17 protein-coding genes are annotated in these 18,454 nt (G+C 63.2%); 9 read left to right on the top strand and 8 right to left on the bottom strand.

The window, feature by feature from the left end; all coding sequences use genetic code 11:
• Positions 1-189: 189 nt before the first annotated feature.
• Positions 190-1,395: a 4-hydroxyphenylpyruvate dioxygenase gene (gene hppD, locus CH286_RS10835; RefSeq protein ID WP_094609219.1), complete on the top strand. Its 1,206-nt coding sequence runs from the start codon at positions 190-192 to the stop codon at positions 1,393-1,395.
• 110 nt (positions 1,396-1,505) lie between these two features.
• On the opposite strand, the gene CH286_RS10830 is transcribed toward hppD, so the two are convergent.
• Complete coding sequence (locus CH286_RS10830; protein ID WP_094609218.1) at positions 1,506-2,489, bottom strand: NAD(P)-dependent oxidoreductase; 984 nt, start codon at positions 2,487-2,489, stop codon at positions 1,506-1,508.
• An 89-nt stretch (positions 2,490-2,578) separates the two neighbouring features.
• Positions 2,579-3,649, bottom strand: coding sequence for an isocitrate/isopropylmalate dehydrogenase family protein (locus CH286_RS10825; protein WP_037154796.1), 1,071 nt, complete (start codon positions 3,647-3,649; stop codon positions 2,579-2,581).
• Positions 3,650-3,934: 285 nt separating this feature from the next.
• On the opposite strand from CH286_RS10825, the gene CH286_RS10820 reads away from it, so the two are divergent.
• The 3 genes from CH286_RS10820 (at position 3,935) to CH286_RS10810 (ending at position 7,088) form a co-directional block, all read left to right on the top strand.
• Positions 3,935-4,813, top strand: a complete 879-nt coding sequence (locus tag CH286_RS10820; RefSeq protein WP_037154798.1) for a LysR family transcriptional regulator — start codon at positions 3,935-3,937, stop codon at positions 4,811-4,813.
• A gap of 131 nt (positions 4,814-4,944) precedes the next feature.
• A complete protein-coding gene (locus tag CH286_RS10815; RefSeq protein WP_094609217.1) occupies positions 4,945-5,871 on the top strand; it encodes a zinc-binding dehydrogenase in 927 nt (308 codons plus the stop codon).
• A gap of 254 nt (positions 5,872-6,125) precedes the next feature.
• A complete protein-coding gene (locus CH286_RS10810) occupies positions 6,126-7,088 on the top strand; it encodes a hypothetical protein (RefSeq protein ID WP_141215830.1) in 963 nt (320 codons plus the stop codon).
• Between the two features lie 82 nt (positions 7,089-7,170).
• On the opposite strand, the gene CH286_RS10805 is transcribed toward CH286_RS10810, so the two are convergent.
• The gene (locus tag CH286_RS10805; RefSeq protein ID WP_037154805.1) at positions 7,171-8,472 is read right to left on the bottom strand and encodes an MFS transporter; all 1,302 of its coding nucleotides are present in this window, start codon (positions 8,470-8,472) and stop codon (positions 7,171-7,173) included.
• 295 nt (positions 8,473-8,767) lie between these two features.
• Here CH286_RS10805 and CH286_RS10800 point away from each other — a divergent pair, with 295 nt between their 5' ends.
• Positions 8,768-10,177, top strand: a complete 1,410-nt coding sequence (locus tag CH286_RS10800) for an FAD-binding oxidoreductase (protein WP_094609258.1) — start codon at positions 8,768-8,770, stop codon at positions 10,175-10,177.
• Here the strand turns inward: CH286_RS10800 and CH286_RS10795 are convergent.
• From CH286_RS10795 to CH286_RS10775, 5 genes are all read right to left on the bottom strand, one after another.
• A complete protein-coding gene (locus CH286_RS10795) occupies positions 10,161-11,270 on the bottom strand; it encodes a helix-turn-helix domain-containing protein (RefSeq protein WP_094609216.1) in 1,110 nt (369 codons plus the stop codon). The genes CH286_RS10800 and CH286_RS10795 overlap by 17 nt on opposite strands.
• Positions 11,271-11,299: 29 nt before the next feature.
• Complete coding sequence (gene paaI, locus CH286_RS10790; RefSeq protein WP_170944730.1) at positions 11,300-11,668, bottom strand: hydroxyphenylacetyl-CoA thioesterase PaaI; 369 nt, start codon at positions 11,666-11,668, stop codon at positions 11,300-11,302.
• 23 nt (positions 11,669-11,691) lie between these two features.
• The gene (locus CH286_RS10785) at positions 11,692-12,009 is read right to left on the bottom strand and encodes an EthD family reductase (protein ID WP_094609215.1); all 318 of its coding nucleotides are present in this window, start codon (positions 12,007-12,009) and stop codon (positions 11,692-11,694) included.
• Complete coding sequence (paaZ, locus tag CH286_RS10780; RefSeq protein WP_094609214.1) at positions 12,006-14,033, bottom strand: phenylacetic acid degradation bifunctional protein PaaZ; 2,028 nt, start codon at positions 14,031-14,033, stop codon at positions 12,006-12,008. The genes CH286_RS10785 and paaZ overlap by 4 nt, the downstream gene beginning before the upstream one ends.
• Positions 14,034-14,109: 76 nt before the next feature.
• Positions 14,110-14,721, bottom strand: coding sequence for a TetR/AcrR family transcriptional regulator (locus CH286_RS10775; protein ID WP_032380646.1), 612 nt, complete (start codon positions 14,719-14,721; stop codon positions 14,110-14,112).
• Positions 14,722-14,832: 111 nt separating this feature from the next.
• Here CH286_RS10775 and CH286_RS10770 point away from each other — a divergent pair, with 111 nt between their 5' ends.
• From CH286_RS10770 to CH286_RS10755, 4 genes are read left to right on the top strand one after another with little or no spacing between them, the layout of a single operon-like run.
• Positions 14,833-16,032, top strand: a complete 1,200-nt coding sequence (locus CH286_RS10770; RefSeq protein ID WP_094609213.1) for a thiolase family protein — start codon at positions 14,833-14,835, stop codon at positions 16,030-16,032.
• A complete protein-coding gene (locus tag CH286_RS10765; protein ID WP_037154820.1) occupies positions 16,029-16,751 on the top strand; it encodes an enoyl-CoA hydratase/isomerase family protein in 723 nt (240 codons plus the stop codon). The genes CH286_RS10770 and CH286_RS10765 overlap by 4 nt, the downstream gene beginning before the upstream one ends.
• Complete coding sequence (locus CH286_RS10760; RefSeq protein WP_037154823.1) at positions 16,748-17,599, top strand: 3-hydroxyacyl-CoA dehydrogenase family protein; 852 nt, start codon at positions 16,748-16,750, stop codon at positions 17,597-17,599. Before CH286_RS10765 ends, CH286_RS10760 begins: the two co-directional genes overlap by 4 nt.
• The gene (locus CH286_RS10755; RefSeq protein WP_094609212.1) at positions 17,596-18,366 is read left to right on the top strand and encodes an enoyl-CoA hydratase/isomerase family protein; all 771 of its coding nucleotides are present in this window, start codon (positions 17,596-17,598) and stop codon (positions 18,364-18,366) included. The genes CH286_RS10760 and CH286_RS10755 overlap by 4 nt, the downstream gene beginning before the upstream one ends.
• Positions 18,367-18,454: the final 88 nt, after the last annotated feature.

The raw sequence follows: 18,454 nt of genomic DNA, 5'->3' as shown, positions 1-18,454 counted from the left end.
CATTTTCTAGACACATCGTATAGCAACAACCGCCCTTTGCCGGTCGATCCAGACACACTGCCTAGCATCAGATGTGTTGATTGACTAGCGCCGCATCGTTGGGTTTGCTGAGTTCACAGCTACGGTCCTGCCGCCGGCTGGCCATCCACTCTTGCGCAGTCCGCCCTTCCAGCGATAGGAGCACAATCAATGTCCATCGAACAAACGCTCACCAACGAAGAGCAGCTCGCAGACCTCGACCTCGAGCAACTCCAGCAGCTCGTCGGGCTGGTGGAATACGACGGCGCACGTGACCCCTTCCCGGTCAGCGGGTGGGACGGACTGGTGTGGATCGTCGGTAATGCAACGCAGACCGCCCACTTCTTCCAATCTGCATTCGGGATGGAACTGGTTGCCTACTCCGGCCCGTCGACAGGTAACCGGGACCATCATGCCTTCGTACTGAAAAGCGGCGCAGTGCGATTCGTGATCAAAGGTGCCGTGGACCCGCAGAGCTCATTGATCGAACATCACCGCAAACACGGTGACGGAATTATCGACATCTCGCTCGCAGTCCCCGATGTCGACAAGTGCATCGCCCACGCCCGGCCGCAGGGAGCAACCGTCCTCGTCGAACCGCACGATACGTCCGACGACAACGGAACCGTCCGATCGGCAACCATCGCCACCTACGGGGACACCCAGCACACTCTCGTCGACCGTTCGCGGTACAACGGCCCCTATCTGCCCGGATACATCGAGCGAACATCTGCTTACGTCAAACGAGACGGCGCACCCAAGCGCATCTTTCAGGCACTCGATCATGTCGTCGGAAACGTCGAGCTGGGCAAGATGGACCAGTGGGTGGACTTCTACAACCGGGTCATGGGCTTCACCAACATGGCGGAGTTCGTCGGCGCGGACATCGCCACCGACTACTCGGCATTGATGAGCAAGGTCGTGTCCAACGGGAACCATCGCGTGAAGTTCCCGCTCAACGAGCCTGCGATCGCCAAGAAGCGATCCCAGATCGACGAGTACCTCGACTTCTACCAGGGCCCCGGCGCACAGCACCTGGCATTGGCCACGAACGACATTCTGACCGCAGTGGACCAGCTCCGCGCCGAAGGAATCGAATTTCTCACCACCCCGGACAGCTACTACGAGGACCCGGAACTCCGCGCGCGCATCGGCGAAGTTCGAGCACCCATCGAAGAACTACAGAAGCGTGGAATTCTCGTCGATCGTGACGAAGACGGCTACCTGCTGCAGATCTTCACCAAGCCCATCGTGGATCGACCCACGGTCTTCTTCGAGTTGATCGAACGCCACGGCTCGCTCGGTTTCGGACTCGGCAACTTCAAAGCATTGTTCGAGGCCATCGAACGTGAACAGGCCGCACGCGGAAACTTCTGAGCCTCGACCGGACTGCGTCGACAGACAACAATGGTGTGTCCCCACTGAACCGGGGACACACCATTGTCAACTACGACCCGCTGGTCGGCGGTCAGGTACAGAGTCGGACTTCACGCATCCACGGTGACAGCCGCACGTTTGACCGTAGTGATCACTCCGCTGGGGATACCACCTCGAAGGACCGTATCGAAGTTGTGCCACACGGTCTCGATTCTGCGCTGGACATTCTCCCAGCCGACTCCGGCCATATGCGGCGTGCACACGACCTGATCCAGCCGAAGCAATTCGCTCGATAGGTCGAGCGGCTCGCTCTGGTAGACATCCAGGCCGGCACCGGCGATGCGGCCATCACGCAGGAATTCGATCAGTGCGGTCTCGTCCACGACTTCGCCGCGTCCGACGTTGACGAGAACCCCGCTGCGTTTCATCATCGCCAGTTCGTCTCGGCCGATCATCCGATCGGATTCCTCGTTCAACGGGACACTGAGGCAGACGACATCTGATACGGCCATCAGTTCCGACAGTGAGACCTGCCGAGCCGAGATGAGTTCGGAAACGGTGAGGGGTATTTCGGCGTTGTCGTAGAAGACGACGTTGGCTCCGAACCCGTGATGGACTATCTTGCCCACCCAGCGACCGATATTTCCGAGACCGACGATTCCGACGGTCTTCCCGTAGAGCTCCGAGTACGAGGTCTCGTCCAGCTCTTGGCGCCACTTTCCTTCTCTCATCAGCTCCATCGACGCCGGAATTCGCCTGAGCAACGTCAACATCAACGTGAGCGCATGTTCAGCGACGGAAATCGAGTGCGTCTTCATTTGCGCAACCGGCACACCCAGATCGTTCAATACGGGGAGCGAGAGTTGCCCGTAGCCGGAACTCATGTACTGGATGAACTTGACGTTCTTTGCTGCGCGGAACACGTCCTCCGGAACGTCGACGCCCGAGATGATGAAGTCGGCATCGGCCGCTTCCTCGCACATCTCGGACACGTCGGAATCCAAAGACATGATTTTGACCTCGAATCCATCCGGAACGGATTCGGTGATTCGGTCGATGTAGTCCTTCAACGGATTGACAAACAAAATTTTCATTGTCGTGGCGTCACTTTCGGTGTTCGTTGTCGAACCGCGATCCGCGGTTCTCGTCGATCTCTACGCAGCACGCGAGGTGCCGCACTGGATCAGGCCGGCAGAGCGTCGACGACCGCTTCCACTACATCTTGGGTACTTGCCGATCCGCCCAGATCACGCGACCGCGGGCCCGACTCCAGCGCGGACTCGACAGCATCCTGGATACCCCGTGCGGCGGCGATGCATCGATCGTCTCCACGTCGTTCGCCGAGCCACTCCAGCATCATGGCGGCAGAGAGAATCATCGCGATCGGATTTGCTATGCCTTTGCCCGCGATATCGGGCGCGCTCCCGTGCGAAGGCTGGAACACTCCGCGCTCCAAACTGACATCGGCCGACGGCGCGACACCGAGACCTCCGACGAGACCTGCTGCGATCTCGGACACGATATCGCCGAAAATGTTCTCGGTGACCACGACGTCGAAGCGCCCGGGGTCGGTGACCATCAGCATGGATCCCGCATCGATGTAGAGCTTTGCGCTCCCGATATCGGGGTTCTTCGCCGCAACCTCGTCGAAGACTTTCTCCATGAGGACATTGCTGCGCAGGGCATTCGACTTGTGCAGCAACGTCACGTGCCCCGGCGTTCCCCTCTTGCGGCGCTCCCGCGCCTGCCCGAAGGCCATTGCGAAGAGCCTCTCGCAATTGGCCCGGGTGATCGTCATCCGATCGCTCGCCTGCTCGTCGCTGGGCTCGTGCACGTCGGCCAATCCAGCGAACATGCCCTCGGTCGTCTCGCGAATCACGAGCATGTCGATGTGTTCCGCCTTCACAGCACTATCGACTCCTCGGAACAGCCGAACCGGCCGGAGACTCGAGAAAAGTCCGTAGTGCGCGCGCATTTCGACCTGAGCGCCGAGCTCGAGCCCTTCGGGATCACGGACATCAGGTAGGCCCATCGCGCCGAACAACACGGCGTCGGACTTTCCTATCTCGTCCATGTCCGCCTCGGTGATCCTGCGCCCCGTGCGGCGGTACAGATCTGCACTGAAGTCATGGAATGCGTATTCCATCTCCAACCCGTAGCGCGCTTCACATTTTTTCAGGACGGTCAGGGCGGCATCCACCACTTCGGTTCCGATTCCGTCGCCGGGGATGACGGCAATGTCGTATCGAGTCACTGTTCTCCTGCTTCGCTTGTCGCACGTGCCTGGACTGTCGGATGGGAAAGGAGAGGCTCTTTCGATAACCCCTACTGGTTCTCATTAAATGAGAATTAGATTACTGTCTTCTGATAAGAAGGGTAGCAGCGCGTGACTCGCCTCACAAGCGACCGTGTACAGCGATGGGAACCACGCTCCGCACTGACGAACGACGGCTTTCCTTCGTGCGCCCTTGCGGTACACGCTGGATGCCGACCGATAGGTTCTACGAACGCGGAGTCCGAGCAGGGGACGGTTCTCGACATGGAGATCAAGCAGCTCAGGTACTTTCTAGTGGTCGCCGAAGAACTGCATTTCGCCCGTTCGGCGGAGCGATTACACGTGGTCCAGGCCGTGGTCAGTCAACAGATACGAAGACTCGAACACGAGCTGGGTCAGCCGCTGTTCGACAGGTCCAAACGCCAAGTAGCGCTGACCGCCGCGGGGTGCAGGCTGGTCCCAGAAGCTCGAGCAGTGCTCGATGCTGTGTCACATGCCGCTGCGGCTGTGCGATCTCGCTCCGACGAGTCCGACGCACCACCGCATCTTCGATTGGGAATAGCAGGCGGGTCAGGCAAACGCGTCGATCTACTGCTGGACCACCTCGGAACACATTTTCCCGATCTGCTCGTCACACTGGAAATCGGGCAGGTATGGGAACAACTCGACGCCGTCCGTTCGGGTGCACTCGACGCCGCACTGGTTCGCCTGCCCAGAAACGACCAGGACCTGAACCTCATTCCGGCCTGGGTCGACCGGATCGTCGTCGCGATTCCCACGCGCCACCCGCTGGCTTCCAAACCCGATCTAGCGCTAGCGGATCTGGCGGACCTTCCGCTGCGCCTGATTCCGTCCGAGCAGAACCCCGCCTTCGCCGCCACCGTGCTCCGTGCCTGTGCGGACTCCGGGTTCGAGCCGGGCACGGGAATTCCATTCCGAGACCTACAAACAACAGTGCTCGAACTCGGCTCGGGACCACCATCGTGGACAGCGATGTACGAGGGCTCAGCACAAGCGATGTCGACCGAACGCGTCACCTTCCGGCCCGTGACCGATCCCGGCATGGTCGTGCAGATGTGGCTGGCGGTACGAGAACGGACCACGCTCGTCGACGCCCTGGCCGAAGCGTGCGCCCACATCTGACCTCCGATTGCTTTTCGTGAACGCTGAGTGCACGAATTGCTTCTGGTTCACACCGACGGATCGGCGTTGACTCGTCGTCGTACAGATTCACACCCTCTCGGTGTGACCACACGACGAGATCGGATACGCCGATGTACACGACGATCAACACCCCCGACTCTGATACTCCCATCCAACGTCTCGAAGCCGAAGATCCGAAGCCGGCCGCCGATGAGGCTCTCGTGCAGATCCATTCGTTCTCTGTCAACCGCGGGGAACTGTCCCTCATGGCCGCGAGAGGCCACGGCTGGCGACCCGGCCAGGACATCAGTGGCGTCGTGATCGATGCGGCCGCAGACGGGAGCGGACCCCAAGCAGGCACACCGATTGTCGGAATGGTCGACGGAGCCGGATGGTCCGAACTCGCGGCCGTGCGCACCGATCGAATGGCAGTTCTCCCGGATACACTGGGCACCAACATCGCTGCCGCTCTGCCAATGGCGGGACTGACCGCGCTACGCACCGTACGTTTGGGCGGCGACCTGCTGGGACGCAAGGTTCTCATCACCGGAGCCAACGGCGGCGTGGGTCGGTTTCAGATCCAATTGGCCAGTGCCGCAGGTGCGTCGGTCACAGCGATCACGACAGCCGGCGAGAACGAAGCCAGTGAACTGGTCGAACTCGGGGCAACCGAGGTCACAGCCACTCCATCGAACGCATCCGGTCCCTTCGATCTGATCATCGAATCCGTCGGCGGTGCAGTACTCGAAGCCGCACTGTCCGTGCTGGCCCCCAAGGGCACGCTGGTAATGATCGGCAACAGTTCCGGCACCAAGGCCGAGCTCGATGTCTTCTCGTTCATGGGTCACGAGGGCGCGACGATCACCAACTACATGTCGTATGCAGTCGCGTACCCCGAACGCGAGGACCTCGAATTGCTCGTGAGCTTGGCCGCCGACGGCCGCATCGATCCGACACCGGGGCACTCCGTCGATTGGTCGGAACTCGTCCACGTGATCGAACTGATGAAACGACGCGAATTGCCCGGCGGAAAAGCCGTACTCACGATTTCCCACTAGTTGGTCGATGCGGGCCCAAGTAACGCAACCGTCAGCGGCCCAGATCCGACTGCCCGCGAGGAGTTTCGAGCCTCGGCCGAAGCTACTCGCATTCGGGGTCCGTTGCCGTTGACGATTTCGCCGGGCACCGAGGAGACTCCAATGCTGGATCTGCGACCAGGCCGTTTACGTGATGGGACCACGCGGACGGCACCATGAAGACCGAACATCTGTGCACCGTTGTTGATGTCCGGCACTGGCCTTAGGCTTCGCTCATGGTCTTTCGTCGCTCCAGGCTCGTTGCGCTCGCTTGTGGGGTTGTGGTTCTGGCAACAGTGGGTGCGTGCGGAACTGGCGACACTGCAGACGAACAACCCCCAGTCGAAGCCGTGGCCAATCCGTATCTCCGCGGGAACACCTGCGCACCTGATGGTCCCGCCGACGAGAACGTCGACCCGGCTCGTCGGTTGACGGAGCTGTCCAGGACTGCGGGGGAGCTTCTGCTCGTCAACGGCATCGTGCCCGGGCCTGACCTTGCAGTCGATGGGCAGCTGACGTCCAGTCAGGCCGCAGACCGTGCCAGTACCGTACCCGGCGACGCGTCCATCGCCGAAGCACTCTGGATAGCAGCACCCAGCCCGGATACGGGCTTGGATCCCATTCGCGACACCGCGGAGTACTACGCCGCAGACGCGCAACACATCTCGACGTTCGAGGTCACCGAACAGAGTCTGAATCGGATGCTCGGACCGAATTGGTCATCCGTCATCGAGGTGGTCGAAGAGTTCGCCGGCGACGGGTACGAACAATACGTCGAGGCGGTTCGCGACGCACCGCCGATGCGAGCATCGGACGCAGCGGCAATACGAGCGCAGCTGCGTGCCGCCGCAGTTGATGCCGGTCTGGAGAGCCAGTGGGAGACGGCACAATCCATAGTCCCCATCTACTTTCAGTCGTGCACGTCGTCATCCGATGCCGCCGGGCACGATGTCGACCTGTCCTCGTCGGTCCTCGGGGAAATTCTCGCGGCGGACGCGGTCGGCGCGGCATTTGCCGAGACCATCGGACCTTCCGATTCGACCGAACCGTTGGCACTGGGCCTGCAGATTGTCCTCGGCACAGATCCGAACTCGGCTGGAGATAGTCAACTGACCAAGAATTACGACCCTAACGAAATTCTGTCGCCCGAGGACGTCGAACTGATGGAGGCGGAAGAACCAAGCCTGGATGGCCCCTGAGCAGCAGTGCCGCAGTAGTCTGAAGAACAGACGACAAAAGCCCCGAAACCGCAGTGGTTCCGGGGCTTTCGTCCTACGTGTGTCAGACGTTCAAATCCTCGTCCCTACGGTTTTTGATTCGCGAGGTCGCAACGAAGGAGATGGCGGCCAGGATCATCAGGTAGATCGAGATCGACATCGAGGTGCCGGTTCCCTTGAACAGTGCCTCGGAGATCGTGGGAACGAATGCTCCACCGAGCACCGTGCCAATGGCGTAGCCGATGGACGCACCACTGAATCGAACTGCAGCAGGGAACATCTCGGCGTACAGCGCCGGCTGCGGACCGTACGACAGTCCGAGTCCGACGGCGAAGAGACCGAGGGCCACGTAGATCCAGTGCAGTTCACCGGTGTCGACGAGCAGGAAGAACGGGATGGCGCACAGCACCATTGCCGCGTTTCCGAGGTTCATGATGGTGGTCCGGGCGTAGCGATCGGACAGATACGCGCCGAGGAGGGTGAAAATTCCCCACACGATGGCCGCGAACAGGCTGGCCACCAACACGTCCACGCGAGCGAGACCGTGCTCTCTGGTCGAGTAAGCCACTATGAAGCCGCCGACGATGATGTAGCCGTTGCCGTTGGTGCCGATGAACGACAGCGCGGCCAGCATGACCTGCTTCTTGTTGGTGCGCCACAGTGCACGAACTGGAGTGTGGTTGCGCTCCTTACGTTCTGCGAGCTCCTTGAACACCGGAGTCTCCTCGACGCGACGTCGGATGTAGAAGCCAACGAGGATCAGCACGAAGCTGATGAGGAACGGAATGCGCCAGCCCCAGGCCTCGAACTGCTCTTCGCTGAGCAAGCCGGTGCACAGTGCCAACGTTCCCACCGCAATGAGCATGCCGAGCGGAACACCCATCTGGGTTGCTGCGCCGTAGATTCCACGCTTGCCCTTCGGGGCGTGCTCGACGGCCATCAGCGCTGCGCCGCCCCACTCGCCGCCGGTGGAGAACCCCTGCAGAATGCGCAGCACGATCAGAATGATCGGAGCCCAGATGCCGATGGTCGCGTAGGTCGGCAGCAGTCCCATACCGACCGTGGCAGCACCCATCAGGGTGAGGGTCGCGATGAGGACCTTCTTGCGACCGATCTTGTCGCCGAAGTAGCCGGCGACGATGGCCCCTAGAGGACGGAAGACGAAGCTGATACCGATGGTCACGTAGGCGACCAGCTGTCCGGACGAGCCCATGGGCGCAAAGAACAGTTGGGCGAAGATGAGCGACGCCGCCTGCGCGTAGATGAAGAAGTCGTACCACTCGACGGTGGTACCGACCATGCTGGCCATGGCGGCGCGGCGATGCTCACGCGACACCCCGGTGGGCGTCTCGACCTGAGTTGACATCGACTTGTCTCGTTTCAATCGGGCTCCGGCGCTCGGGCATCGAGCGGCCGTTCGGAGTGGGGCGGGGCGGGTTGCGATGGGTGAAGGACGGCGACTACGTGCAAGCGCAGAATCGGATAAAACTCACCGTCCATTCGGTCGGTAATTACTGTGACCGGCGCCACCGTAGTTTGTCAAGGTGGTCGCGTACATAACAAGGCGATGGACGCACTTCGTCGGAATCTACCGATCGGGGCCTGTCGCTTCGTCCGAAACGACGCAGACGTCCACAGTGACGCCGGTCATACTCGAACTCATGGCCGCACCCACGTCGACTCTCGTTCACCACTCTCACGTCATCGACGAACTGATGCGCACCCTCGGTGCCGACGCGGTGGTGACCGACCCGGACATTCTCGCCGGTTACCGGCACGACGCCGCAGCGTTGTGCGAATCCACCCTGCCTCTGGTGGCGGTACTGCCGACCACGGAATCGGACGTGCAAGCCATCATGGAGATCGCGTCGGCACACCGCATTCCTGTTGTGCCACAGGGAGCATTGACCGGCCTGGCCGGAGCCGCGAATGCCAGCGTCGGAGCCATCGCCCTCAATACCCGGCGCATGAACAAGATCGTCGAGCTGGACGTCGTCAACCGCACCGCCGTCGTGCAACCCGGTGTCACCAACAAAGAGTTGAAAGATGCTGCCGTGCAGCAGGGACTGACGTACCTCCCTGATCCATCCAGCTGGGAGGCCTCGACGATCGGCGGCAACATCGCCACCAACGCCGGCGGCCTGTGCTGCGTGAAATACGGTGTTACAGCACGATTCGTCCGTGGGCTGCGCGTCGTACTCGCCGACGGCCGCGCGACGTTCGTCGGTCGACGCACCGTCAAAGGTGTTGCAGGCCTCTCTCTGGCCGAACTGTTCGTCGGCTCGGAGGGAACGCTCGGCATCATCACCGAGGCCACCGTCGGCCTCGACTTTCCCAGTTCAACTCCGCTGACGACGGCTGCGACCTTCCCCTCCACTGTCGCTGCAGGAGAGGCAGTGTCGAGGATTCGTGCAGCAGGTATCACCCCGAGCCTGTTCGAGCTGTTGGACCGCACCACTATCGCCGCGATCGACGCCTACGCCCGGATGGACTTCGGCACCGACGCAGCCGCAGTGCTGATCGCCCAATCCGACATCGGCGCAGGCGCTGTGGAGGAGCTCGAGGCTATCGCCGCACTGTGCACCGCAGCCGGTGCGACCGATGTGGCCGTTGCCGAGGACGAGGTCGAATCGGAGCAGCTCGTGCAGGCCCGTCGACTGGCGTACCCGGCACTCGAGCGTCTCGGCTCGCCGTTGGTCGACGATGTGTCCGTTCCCATTTCACAACTCGCCACGATGATCGACGAGGTGGGTCGGGTCGCAGACCGGCTGGGTATCGTCATCGGAGTCGTCGGCCACGCCGGTGACGGGAACATCCATCCGACGGTCATCGTCGACCCCCTCGACCCCTCATCGTTGACGAAGGCGCACAGCGCGTTCGACGAGATTGCGGCATTCGCCCTCTCACTCGGTGGAACCATCACCGGCGAGCACGGGGTGGGACTGCTCAAGCGGGACCTTCTCGAGACCGAACTCGACTCGGTTGCAGCGGAACTGCAGCGCGGCATCAAAGAATTCCTCGACCCGCACTACCTGCTCAACCCCGGGAAGGTCCTCACCGCCCGGCCCTGAGCCGTAGCGACATCCAGACCAGCAACCGGGTGTCCGCGTCGTCGAGATCGAGACCGAACAACTCCTTGGTACGCCGGAGTCGGTAGCGGAAGGTGTTGGGGTGCAGGTACAGCGATGCAGCTGCGGCGGCAACGTTGGACTCGTGCGCCAACAACGCCAGCACCGTCGCGGCGTACTCGGTACCTTCCGAAGCATCGCAGGAAAGCATCCGTTCGACGGCAGGCAACGCCAACGACACCTCCGACAGAGCTGCCCCTGCCCTGCGCAGCGTGGCTTGGACTCGGACGTCCTCGAACATGATGGTCGGAGAACCGTCCTCGCAGGCGTCGAGCGCCCACTGCGCATGCACTCGAGCAGTCATCGGGCGTTCGTCCGGCCCACCGAGCGCGAACGTCACCGGAATTCCGAGGGCAGATACAGCCCTGCGTCGAAGGTGCTCGAATTCGTCTACGGTGATTGGGATTTCGGAACGCATCACGAGGAAGGCAGCGCCGTCGATCACGACAGCACCCGAGTCGAGCTGTTGCCCGAAGGTCAGGTCGAGCATCCCCCGCAGTCGCGACGCGGTGGCTTCCGGCCTGTCCGACTGCACCCGGGTCGCCAGCACCGTGTACAGCTGCCCATCGGGTGTGACGGCTGCTGGATCGGTCAGTAGTTCACGTGCCCTGGGTTTTTCGACACCCACAGCCTGCGGTCGCTGACTCAGCAACGGTATTGCTTCGGCTGCTGCCCGTAGCAGTGCAGCCATCGCGGCCGGCTCGGGCCGCGATACCGCCGCGGTGGGGACAATGCACCAGATCGAACCGAGATATTCGCCGCCACTGGTTACCGGCACGGCCAGGCGAGGTAGCACCCCGGCTACGGCGACGATCCGCACAATGGAACTGCGCCGGAACTCCTCGTCGGTATGGTGCGCCATGTACTCGGACGGAACCTGCTTGCCGAGAATCCCGTCGCGCCGCACGTCGTCGATCGGTTGCCCGGGCAGCGACGAGTAGGCCACGACGTAGCCGGCCGGGTCCATCACCGATACCGCGCCGCCCACAGCAGCCGCCGTGGCGTCGGCCAAGGCAGACAGATCGGCAGTGGTCATCGACTCACCGTACTTCCGAGCAGATCCGACTACCTGGCCACGGTGCGACTGTCACCTCGGAATTCGGCGACCAGCTCGTCTCGACACGTCACCGACACGTCGTAGAGGCCGTTCCGGCCGAACCGGGCACGTTCGACGGCATCTGCAACCAGCACGTCCCCGGCCTTCGTCGGACGGAGGTATCGGATGTCGCAACGTGCCGCGACGGCCGAATCGTCGTGCGAATTACAAGCCATTGCGAACGTTGTGTCCGCCAGCAGGAAGACGTAGCCGCCGTGGGTGATGGCATAGCCGTTGACCATGTCCTCGGTCACGACCATCGACATCCTCGCGTGTCCAGGTGACAGCTCGATCAATTCGATGCCGAGCTTGCGGGACGCGGCGTCGACCTCGAACATCTCTCGCGCGATCATCGAATCCGTCACGGCTGCAACACCGACTGCTCGTTCTGGGTGAACATCGTGACGCCACCGGTTGCGAAGTTGCGCAAGTCCTTGCCCGCGGCCTTCATCTCGGGCGAGGCCAATCCTGCCTTCAGCGATGTCTCGTCCGCGAAGTACAGGCTGGCGATCGCGTAGTACGGCGGCGGTGAATCGTCGAGCGAGTCGAGCGTGCCCCAGGTGAAGTCGACCAAACCGGGGACAGCCCGCGCGAGGGGCACGTGCACCTCGGCGTAGTGACGATCGAATGCGGCAGTGTCCTCGGGCATCCCGTAACAGACGGCTACTCGTACGCTCATGATGCGGCCTCGGGCTTCGCGACCAGGGTCAGCACGTCGTAGGTCGCGACGGGGTCACCGTCCTGGTTGACAACCACTGCATCCCAACGCACCTCGCCGTAATCGGCACTCTGACGCGGTGTGATGAGCTTGGCCGTCAACGTGACCGTCAACGAATCCTCGGCCTTGACCGGCGTCAGGAAGCGAAGGCTGTCGACGCCGAAGTTGGCCAGGACGGGGCCCGGGGCCGGGTCGACGAACAGCCCGGCGGCCATGGAGACCACCAGGTAGCCGTGGGCCACGATTCCACCGAACAGCGGATTGGCGGCTGCCGCTTCAGGATCGGTATGAGCGTAGAACGTATCCCCGGTGAACTCGGCGAAATGATCGATATCAGCGCGGGTGACCTGCCGTGGTCCACCGATGATGGTGTCGCCCAGTTTCAGCTCGCCGAGGTTCTTACGGAACGGGTGGACGTCGCCGGTCGTCTGCTTCGCCCCGGCGACCCACTTGTTGCCGATGGCCGTCAGGACGTCCGGTGTTCCCTGAATTGCAGTGCGCTGCATGTGGTGCAGGACGCCGCGGATACCGCCGAGTTCTTCACCGCCGCCTGCGCGACCGGGTCCGCCGTGCACCAGTACGGGCAGAGGCGATCCGTGGCCGGTCGATTCCTTGGCGTCCTCGGAGTTCAGGACCAGGATGCGGCCGTGGTACGGCGCGCTGCCCAGGACGATCTCACGCGCGATCGCAGAATCCTTGGTCACGAGAGATGCAACCAGAGAGCCCTTTCCGCGGGCTACGAGATCGAGCAGGTCTGCGGTGCCGTCGTAGCCGATGACGGTCGATACCGGCCCGAACGCCTCGATCTCGTGCGGTTCGGGCGCGGCCTTGTCGCCGGCCTTCAGCAGCACCGGTGCCATGAACGCGCCTGCTCGCTGATCCACCGCGTCGGGATCGCCGAAGACCACCGATGCGGACTTGGTCAGTCCACGAATGGATTTGAGGACTTCGTCTCGCTGATCGATGCTGGCGAGGGCACCCATGGTGACCCCCTCGTCGGCCGGATCACCGACGACGACCTTCTCCAGCTTGGTCTTCAGTGCCTCGATGACGAGCTCGACAGAGTCCTGCGGAACCAGCACCCGGCGAATGGCTGTGCACTTCTGCCCGGCCTTGGACGTCATCTCGGTGAAGACACCCTTGACGAAGAGATCGAACTCTGGATCGTCCTGTGCCACATCGGATGCCAGTATCGAAGCATTGAGGGAATCCGCCTCGGCCGTGAAGTGCAGTCCCTCGCCTACGACGTTGGGATGAGAACGCAGGGTCGCAGCGGTATCGGCGGATCCGGTGAAGGCAACCGAGTCCTGGCCGCCGAGGTGGTCGAGCACACCGCGGGCACTGCCGCACAGCAACTGCACCGAACCCTCGGGCAGCAACCCTGACTCGATGATCCGGCGGAACACCAGCTCGGTGAGGTACGCAGTTTGGCTGGCAGGCTTGACGATCGACGGCACGCCCGCGATGAACGCGGGGGCCAGCTTCTCGAGGAAGCCCCAGGCTGGGAAATTGAACGCATTGATCTGGACGGCGACGCCGCGCCTCGAGGTGTAGATGTGCTGACCGAGGAAGGTGCCCTTCTTACCGAGCTGCTCGATCGCGCCATCGAGATAGACCGTCTCGTTGGGGAGTTCGCGTCGGGCCTTGCTCGCGTAGCTCAGCACGGTTCCGAATCCGCCGTCGATGTCGACACCGGAATCGCGGGTGGTGGCGCCGGTGTGCCGGGAGAGTTGGTAGAACTCCTCCTTGCCTGCCATCAGCGTCAGGCCCAGTTGCTTGAGCAGAGCTGCACGCTCGTGGAACGTCAGGGCTGCGAGCGCGGGCCCTCCGACGGTACGGGCGTAGTCGATCATGCCCGCAACATCGAGTCCACTGGATGACACCCGGGCGATCTCGCTGCCGTCGACGGCGCTCAGCAGCGGCGCGCCCTCATCGGTTGCGGAATACCACGTGCCCTGGGCATAGCTTTCCAGAAGTCTGCTCACAACGCCTCCATCTCACCGTACGTTCGGTCGGTAATTACCATCGCCGTCGAACGCCGAGATGTCAAGACTTGTCGCCCTACGTGCGGCGCAGGCCGTCGAAGGTCAGGGCCACGACGGCGTCGGCCAATTCCTCGACGGATCCGCCGGTGCGCGGGCGGTACCACTCGATGAGCGAGTTGACCGTGCCGAACACGAGCTTGGACGCCAGTGCCGGATCCACCCCTGGACGCAGGTCGCCCTCCTCGGCGGCGGCCACCACGAGCCCGGTAACGAAAGAATCGAACTCGCGTCGACGGGCGAGGGCCCGGCGCTCGACGTCGGTGTTGCCGCGGACTCGCAGCAGAAGCGTCACGTAGGGCAGCTCCGCACACAGGATGTCCACGCTGCGACGCACCAGGTATTCGAGGCGGTCGATGTATCGCCCGGTCGTGGCCCGATCCTCGGTCGTCACGGCGAACAGCGCATTGAGAGCCCGCGACAACGCGAGTTCGAGCAACTCGGACTTGCCGGACACATGGTGATAGATCGAGGACTTGGTGATGCCGAGCCGCTTCGCCAGAACTTCCATGCTGGTGCCGTCGTATCCACGGTCGTTGAAGACCTTGACCGCCACTGCCAAGAGCGAGTCCAGGTCGTATCCCGGCCGCCCTGGCTGTCCGGTCTTGCGCGGCGCGCGTGCGGTTGTCATTGCCACATCTTCTCAGTCGGCGCCCGATTCCACAGCACCGTGGGCAGCAAACCTTGCCAAACGACCGAATGTTCGGTTATTAATGACGCAACCGTACGGAGGAGATTTCAAGTGGGCGAAGTATTTCTCGTGGCCGGCGCACGCACGCCGCACGGACGCTACGGCGGAGCACTGGCGTCGGTGCGCCCCGACGATCTGGCCGGGCTGGTCGTCGCCGAGGCGGTCCGGCGCGCGGGTGTGCCCGTCGACCGGATCGACGAGGTGATTCTGGGCGCCGCGAACCAGGCAGGCGAGGACAATCGAGACGTAGCGAGAATGGCGGTTCTGCTCGCAGGTCTTCCGCACACGGTGCCGGGATATACCGTCAACCGCCTGTGCGCGAGCGGACTGACTGCGGTTGCGAATGCCGCCAGCACCATTCGCAGCGGTGAGGCCGACATCATCGTCGCCGGTGGCGTCGAGTCCATGACCCGCGCGCCGTGGGTCGTGGCCAAGCCGGGAACCGCGTGGGCCAAACCCGGAGAAATCTTCGACACCTCCCTCGGCTGGCGATTCACCAATCCGACCTTCGCCTCCCACGACGCAGGAACCGATCCCAAGATCACCCTGTCGATGGGCGAAACCGCCGAAGAAGTGGCGCTCAGCGAGGGCATCACCCGCGAGGAGTCCGACGCCTTCGCGTTCCGCAGTCAGCAGCGTGCCGTCGCCGCCCAGGACGCCGGACGCTTCGCCGACGAGATCGTGCCCGTCACGACCAAGAGCGGCGAGGTCACCGAGGACGAGACGCCGCGACGCGGAACCACAGTGGAGAAGCTCGGCACCCTGAAGACCGTCTTCCGCAAGGACGGCATCGTCACCGCCGGAACGTCCTCGCCGTTCACCGACGGTGCGTCGGCATTGGTGGTGGCATCGGAAGAGGCCGTGAACAAGTACGGCCTCGAGGTGCGCGGACGCATCGTCACCAGCGCGAGTGCCGGTATCGCGCCGCACATCATGGGGCTCGGGCCGGTGCCCTCCACACAGAAGGCGCTCACCCGCGCAGGATGGTCGGTCGAGGATCTCGGTGCCGTCGAACTCAACGAGGCCTTCGCGGCACAGTCCCTCGGCGTCATCCGCCAGCTGAAGCTCGACGAGAACATCGTCAATGCCGACGGCGGTGCCATCGCCCTCGGACACCCTCTCGGCTCGTCGGGTGCTCGAATTCTGTTGACGCTGTTGGGCCGGATGGAACGTGAGAAAGCGTCCCGCGGACTCGCGACGCTCTGCGTCGGCGTCGGGCAAGGCGTGTCGATGTTGATCGAGGCACCGTGAACACGCTCGTCGTCGAGGAGCTGACGGACCGCGTTGTCGTCACTCTGAGTCGCGAGAAGCAACGCAACGCAATTGATTCCGAGATGATCGGCGAGTTGCACGAGGTGTGCGCGCTCGTGGAGCAGGATCCGAGAATCGTCATCCTGACCGGCGCGGGCGAGCACTTCGCCGGGGGTGCCGACATCAATCAGCTGCGGGCCCGCACCCGCGACGACGCATTGCGCGGCATCAACCGAAACCTGTTCGACCGCTTCGCCGCACTGCCCCTGCCGACGATCGCAGCAGTGCGCGGTTACGCGCTCGGCGGTGGAGCAGAGTTGTCCTACGCCTGCGACATCCGCATCGCGTCGCCGACGGCCGTGTTCGGCAATCCCGAACCGGGCCTGGGCATCATGGCTGCCGCCGGGGCCAGCTACCGGTTACCGACACTGGTGGGAGTGTCCGTCGCGAAGCAGGTTCTCCTCGGTGGCCGGACGCTCGACGCCGAGGTGGCACTCCGCTCCGGCCTGGTGCTGGACGTCGTCGACGAGCCCTTGGCCGCAGCGCATTCCCTCGCGGATCGCATCGCCAAGCAAGCACCGTTGGCACTGAAGCTGACCAAGAAGATTCTCGATGCGCCCGGTTCGCACCCGTGGGCCGACGACATCGCGCAGGCCGTGCTGTTCGAGACCGAAGACAAACAACGCCGAATGACGGCATTTCTGGAGAAGAAGAAATGACAGTTCCCTCTAACGTGGCCGTCGTCGGTGGTGGACGCATGGGCGCCGGTATTGCCCAGGTGTTCGCGGCTCTCGGCTCGAACGTCGTCATCGCCGAAGCCGCCGACCAGCAGGCCGCCCTCGGACGAGTCTCCACCGGACTCGACCGGGCGCACGAGCGCGGCAAACTCAGCGAGGATCCCAATGCGATTCTCGCCCGGGTCTCCACCGTCGCCGGGCCCGCGGATCTCCCGGCCGAACTCGACCTGATTGTCGAAGCCGTTCCCGAGATCCCGTCACTCAAGGTCGAGGTGCTTGCTCTCGTCGACAAGATCGCCGGGCCCCAGACCGTCATCGCGTCGAACACGAGCTCGATCTCCATCGCCGAACTCGGCGCAGCACTGGGTGATCCGAGCCGCTTCATCGGGATGCACTTCTTCAACCCGGTTCCGGCGTCGACTCTCGTCGAGATCGTGCGCGCGCCTGCCACCTCCGCGGACGTGGTGGAGCGAGTACAGCAGTGGGTGTCGCTCCTGGGCAAGACCGAAGTGCTTGTCAACGACTCCCCCGGCTTTGCGACGTCACGGCTCGGCGTCTGCCTCGGACTCGAAGCCATTCGGATGCTGGAGGAGGGCGTCGCCGACGCCGAATCCATCGATCGCGCCATGGAACTCGGCTACAAGCACCCGATGGGTCCGCTACGGTCGACCGACCTCGTGGGGTTGGACGTCCGGCTCGCGATCGCAGAACACCTGGCGTCGACCCTCGGCGACAGGTTCACTCCCCCGCAGTTGTTGCGAGACATGGTTGCTCGCGGCGACATCGGACGCAAGTCCGGTCGCGGCTTTCACGATTGGACGAACGCATGACGGTACGGTTCGACATCAAAGACGGCCTGGCGACCATCACCCTCGCGCGCCCCGAGGCACACAATGCCCTCGACGTCGCGACGAAGCTCGCGTTGGCGGAGGCCGTTCAGAACGCCGCCGCACCCGAGGTGCGTGCCGTATTGATCACCGCCGAGGGCAAGAACTTCTGCGTCGGCCAGGATCTGGGTGAGCACGTCACCGCGCTCGAGGCCGATCCGGCCACGGCGATGGATACCGTCGGTGAGCACTACAACCCGGTCATCCGAGGGTTCGCTGCGCTCGAGGTGCCGATCGTCGTCGCCATCCCCGGCGCATGCGTCGGCGCAGGTCTCGGGATCGCTCTGGCCGGAGACATCCGAGTGGCCGGCACCAAGTCGTCGTTCGCGACGGCATTCACCGGCATCGCCCTGGCCAGTGACTCGGGATTGAGCTACACGTTGGTCCAGGCACTGGGATCGAGCCTGGCCGCGGGTCTGATGCTGCTCGGCGACAAGGTCACCGCCGCACAGGCCCTCGACTGGGGCCTTGTGCATCGCGTCGTCGACGATGCGGATGTTCTCGAGACAGCGCGCACGCTGGCCGCGTCACTCGCATCCGGACCGACCCAGGCCTACAAACAGGTCAAGGCACTGATCGCTCGATCCGGACTGTCCGACGCACTGGACCGCGAGGCGCAGGCGCAGACCGCCCTGGGCCAGACGCAGGACCACAAGGCCGCCGTCGACGCGTTCCTGAACAAAAAGAGAGCCTCCTTCGTCGGCATGTGAGCGGAAACTCGACCCCTGCTACGAGGTTTCGCGCACCTGCGGCGAAGCCGCTCTTGTGCCAGGGGTCACTTCGAGGCATACTGGTTAC

It is taken from the genome of Rhodococcus sp. WWJCD1 (assembly GCF_002258735.1).
Lineage (GTDB): Bacteria > Actinomycetota > Actinomycetes > Mycobacteriales > Mycobacteriaceae > Rhodococcoides.
Note: the sequence above shows the minus strand (reverse complement) of the source record. Positions and strands in the feature narration are given on the sequence as shown.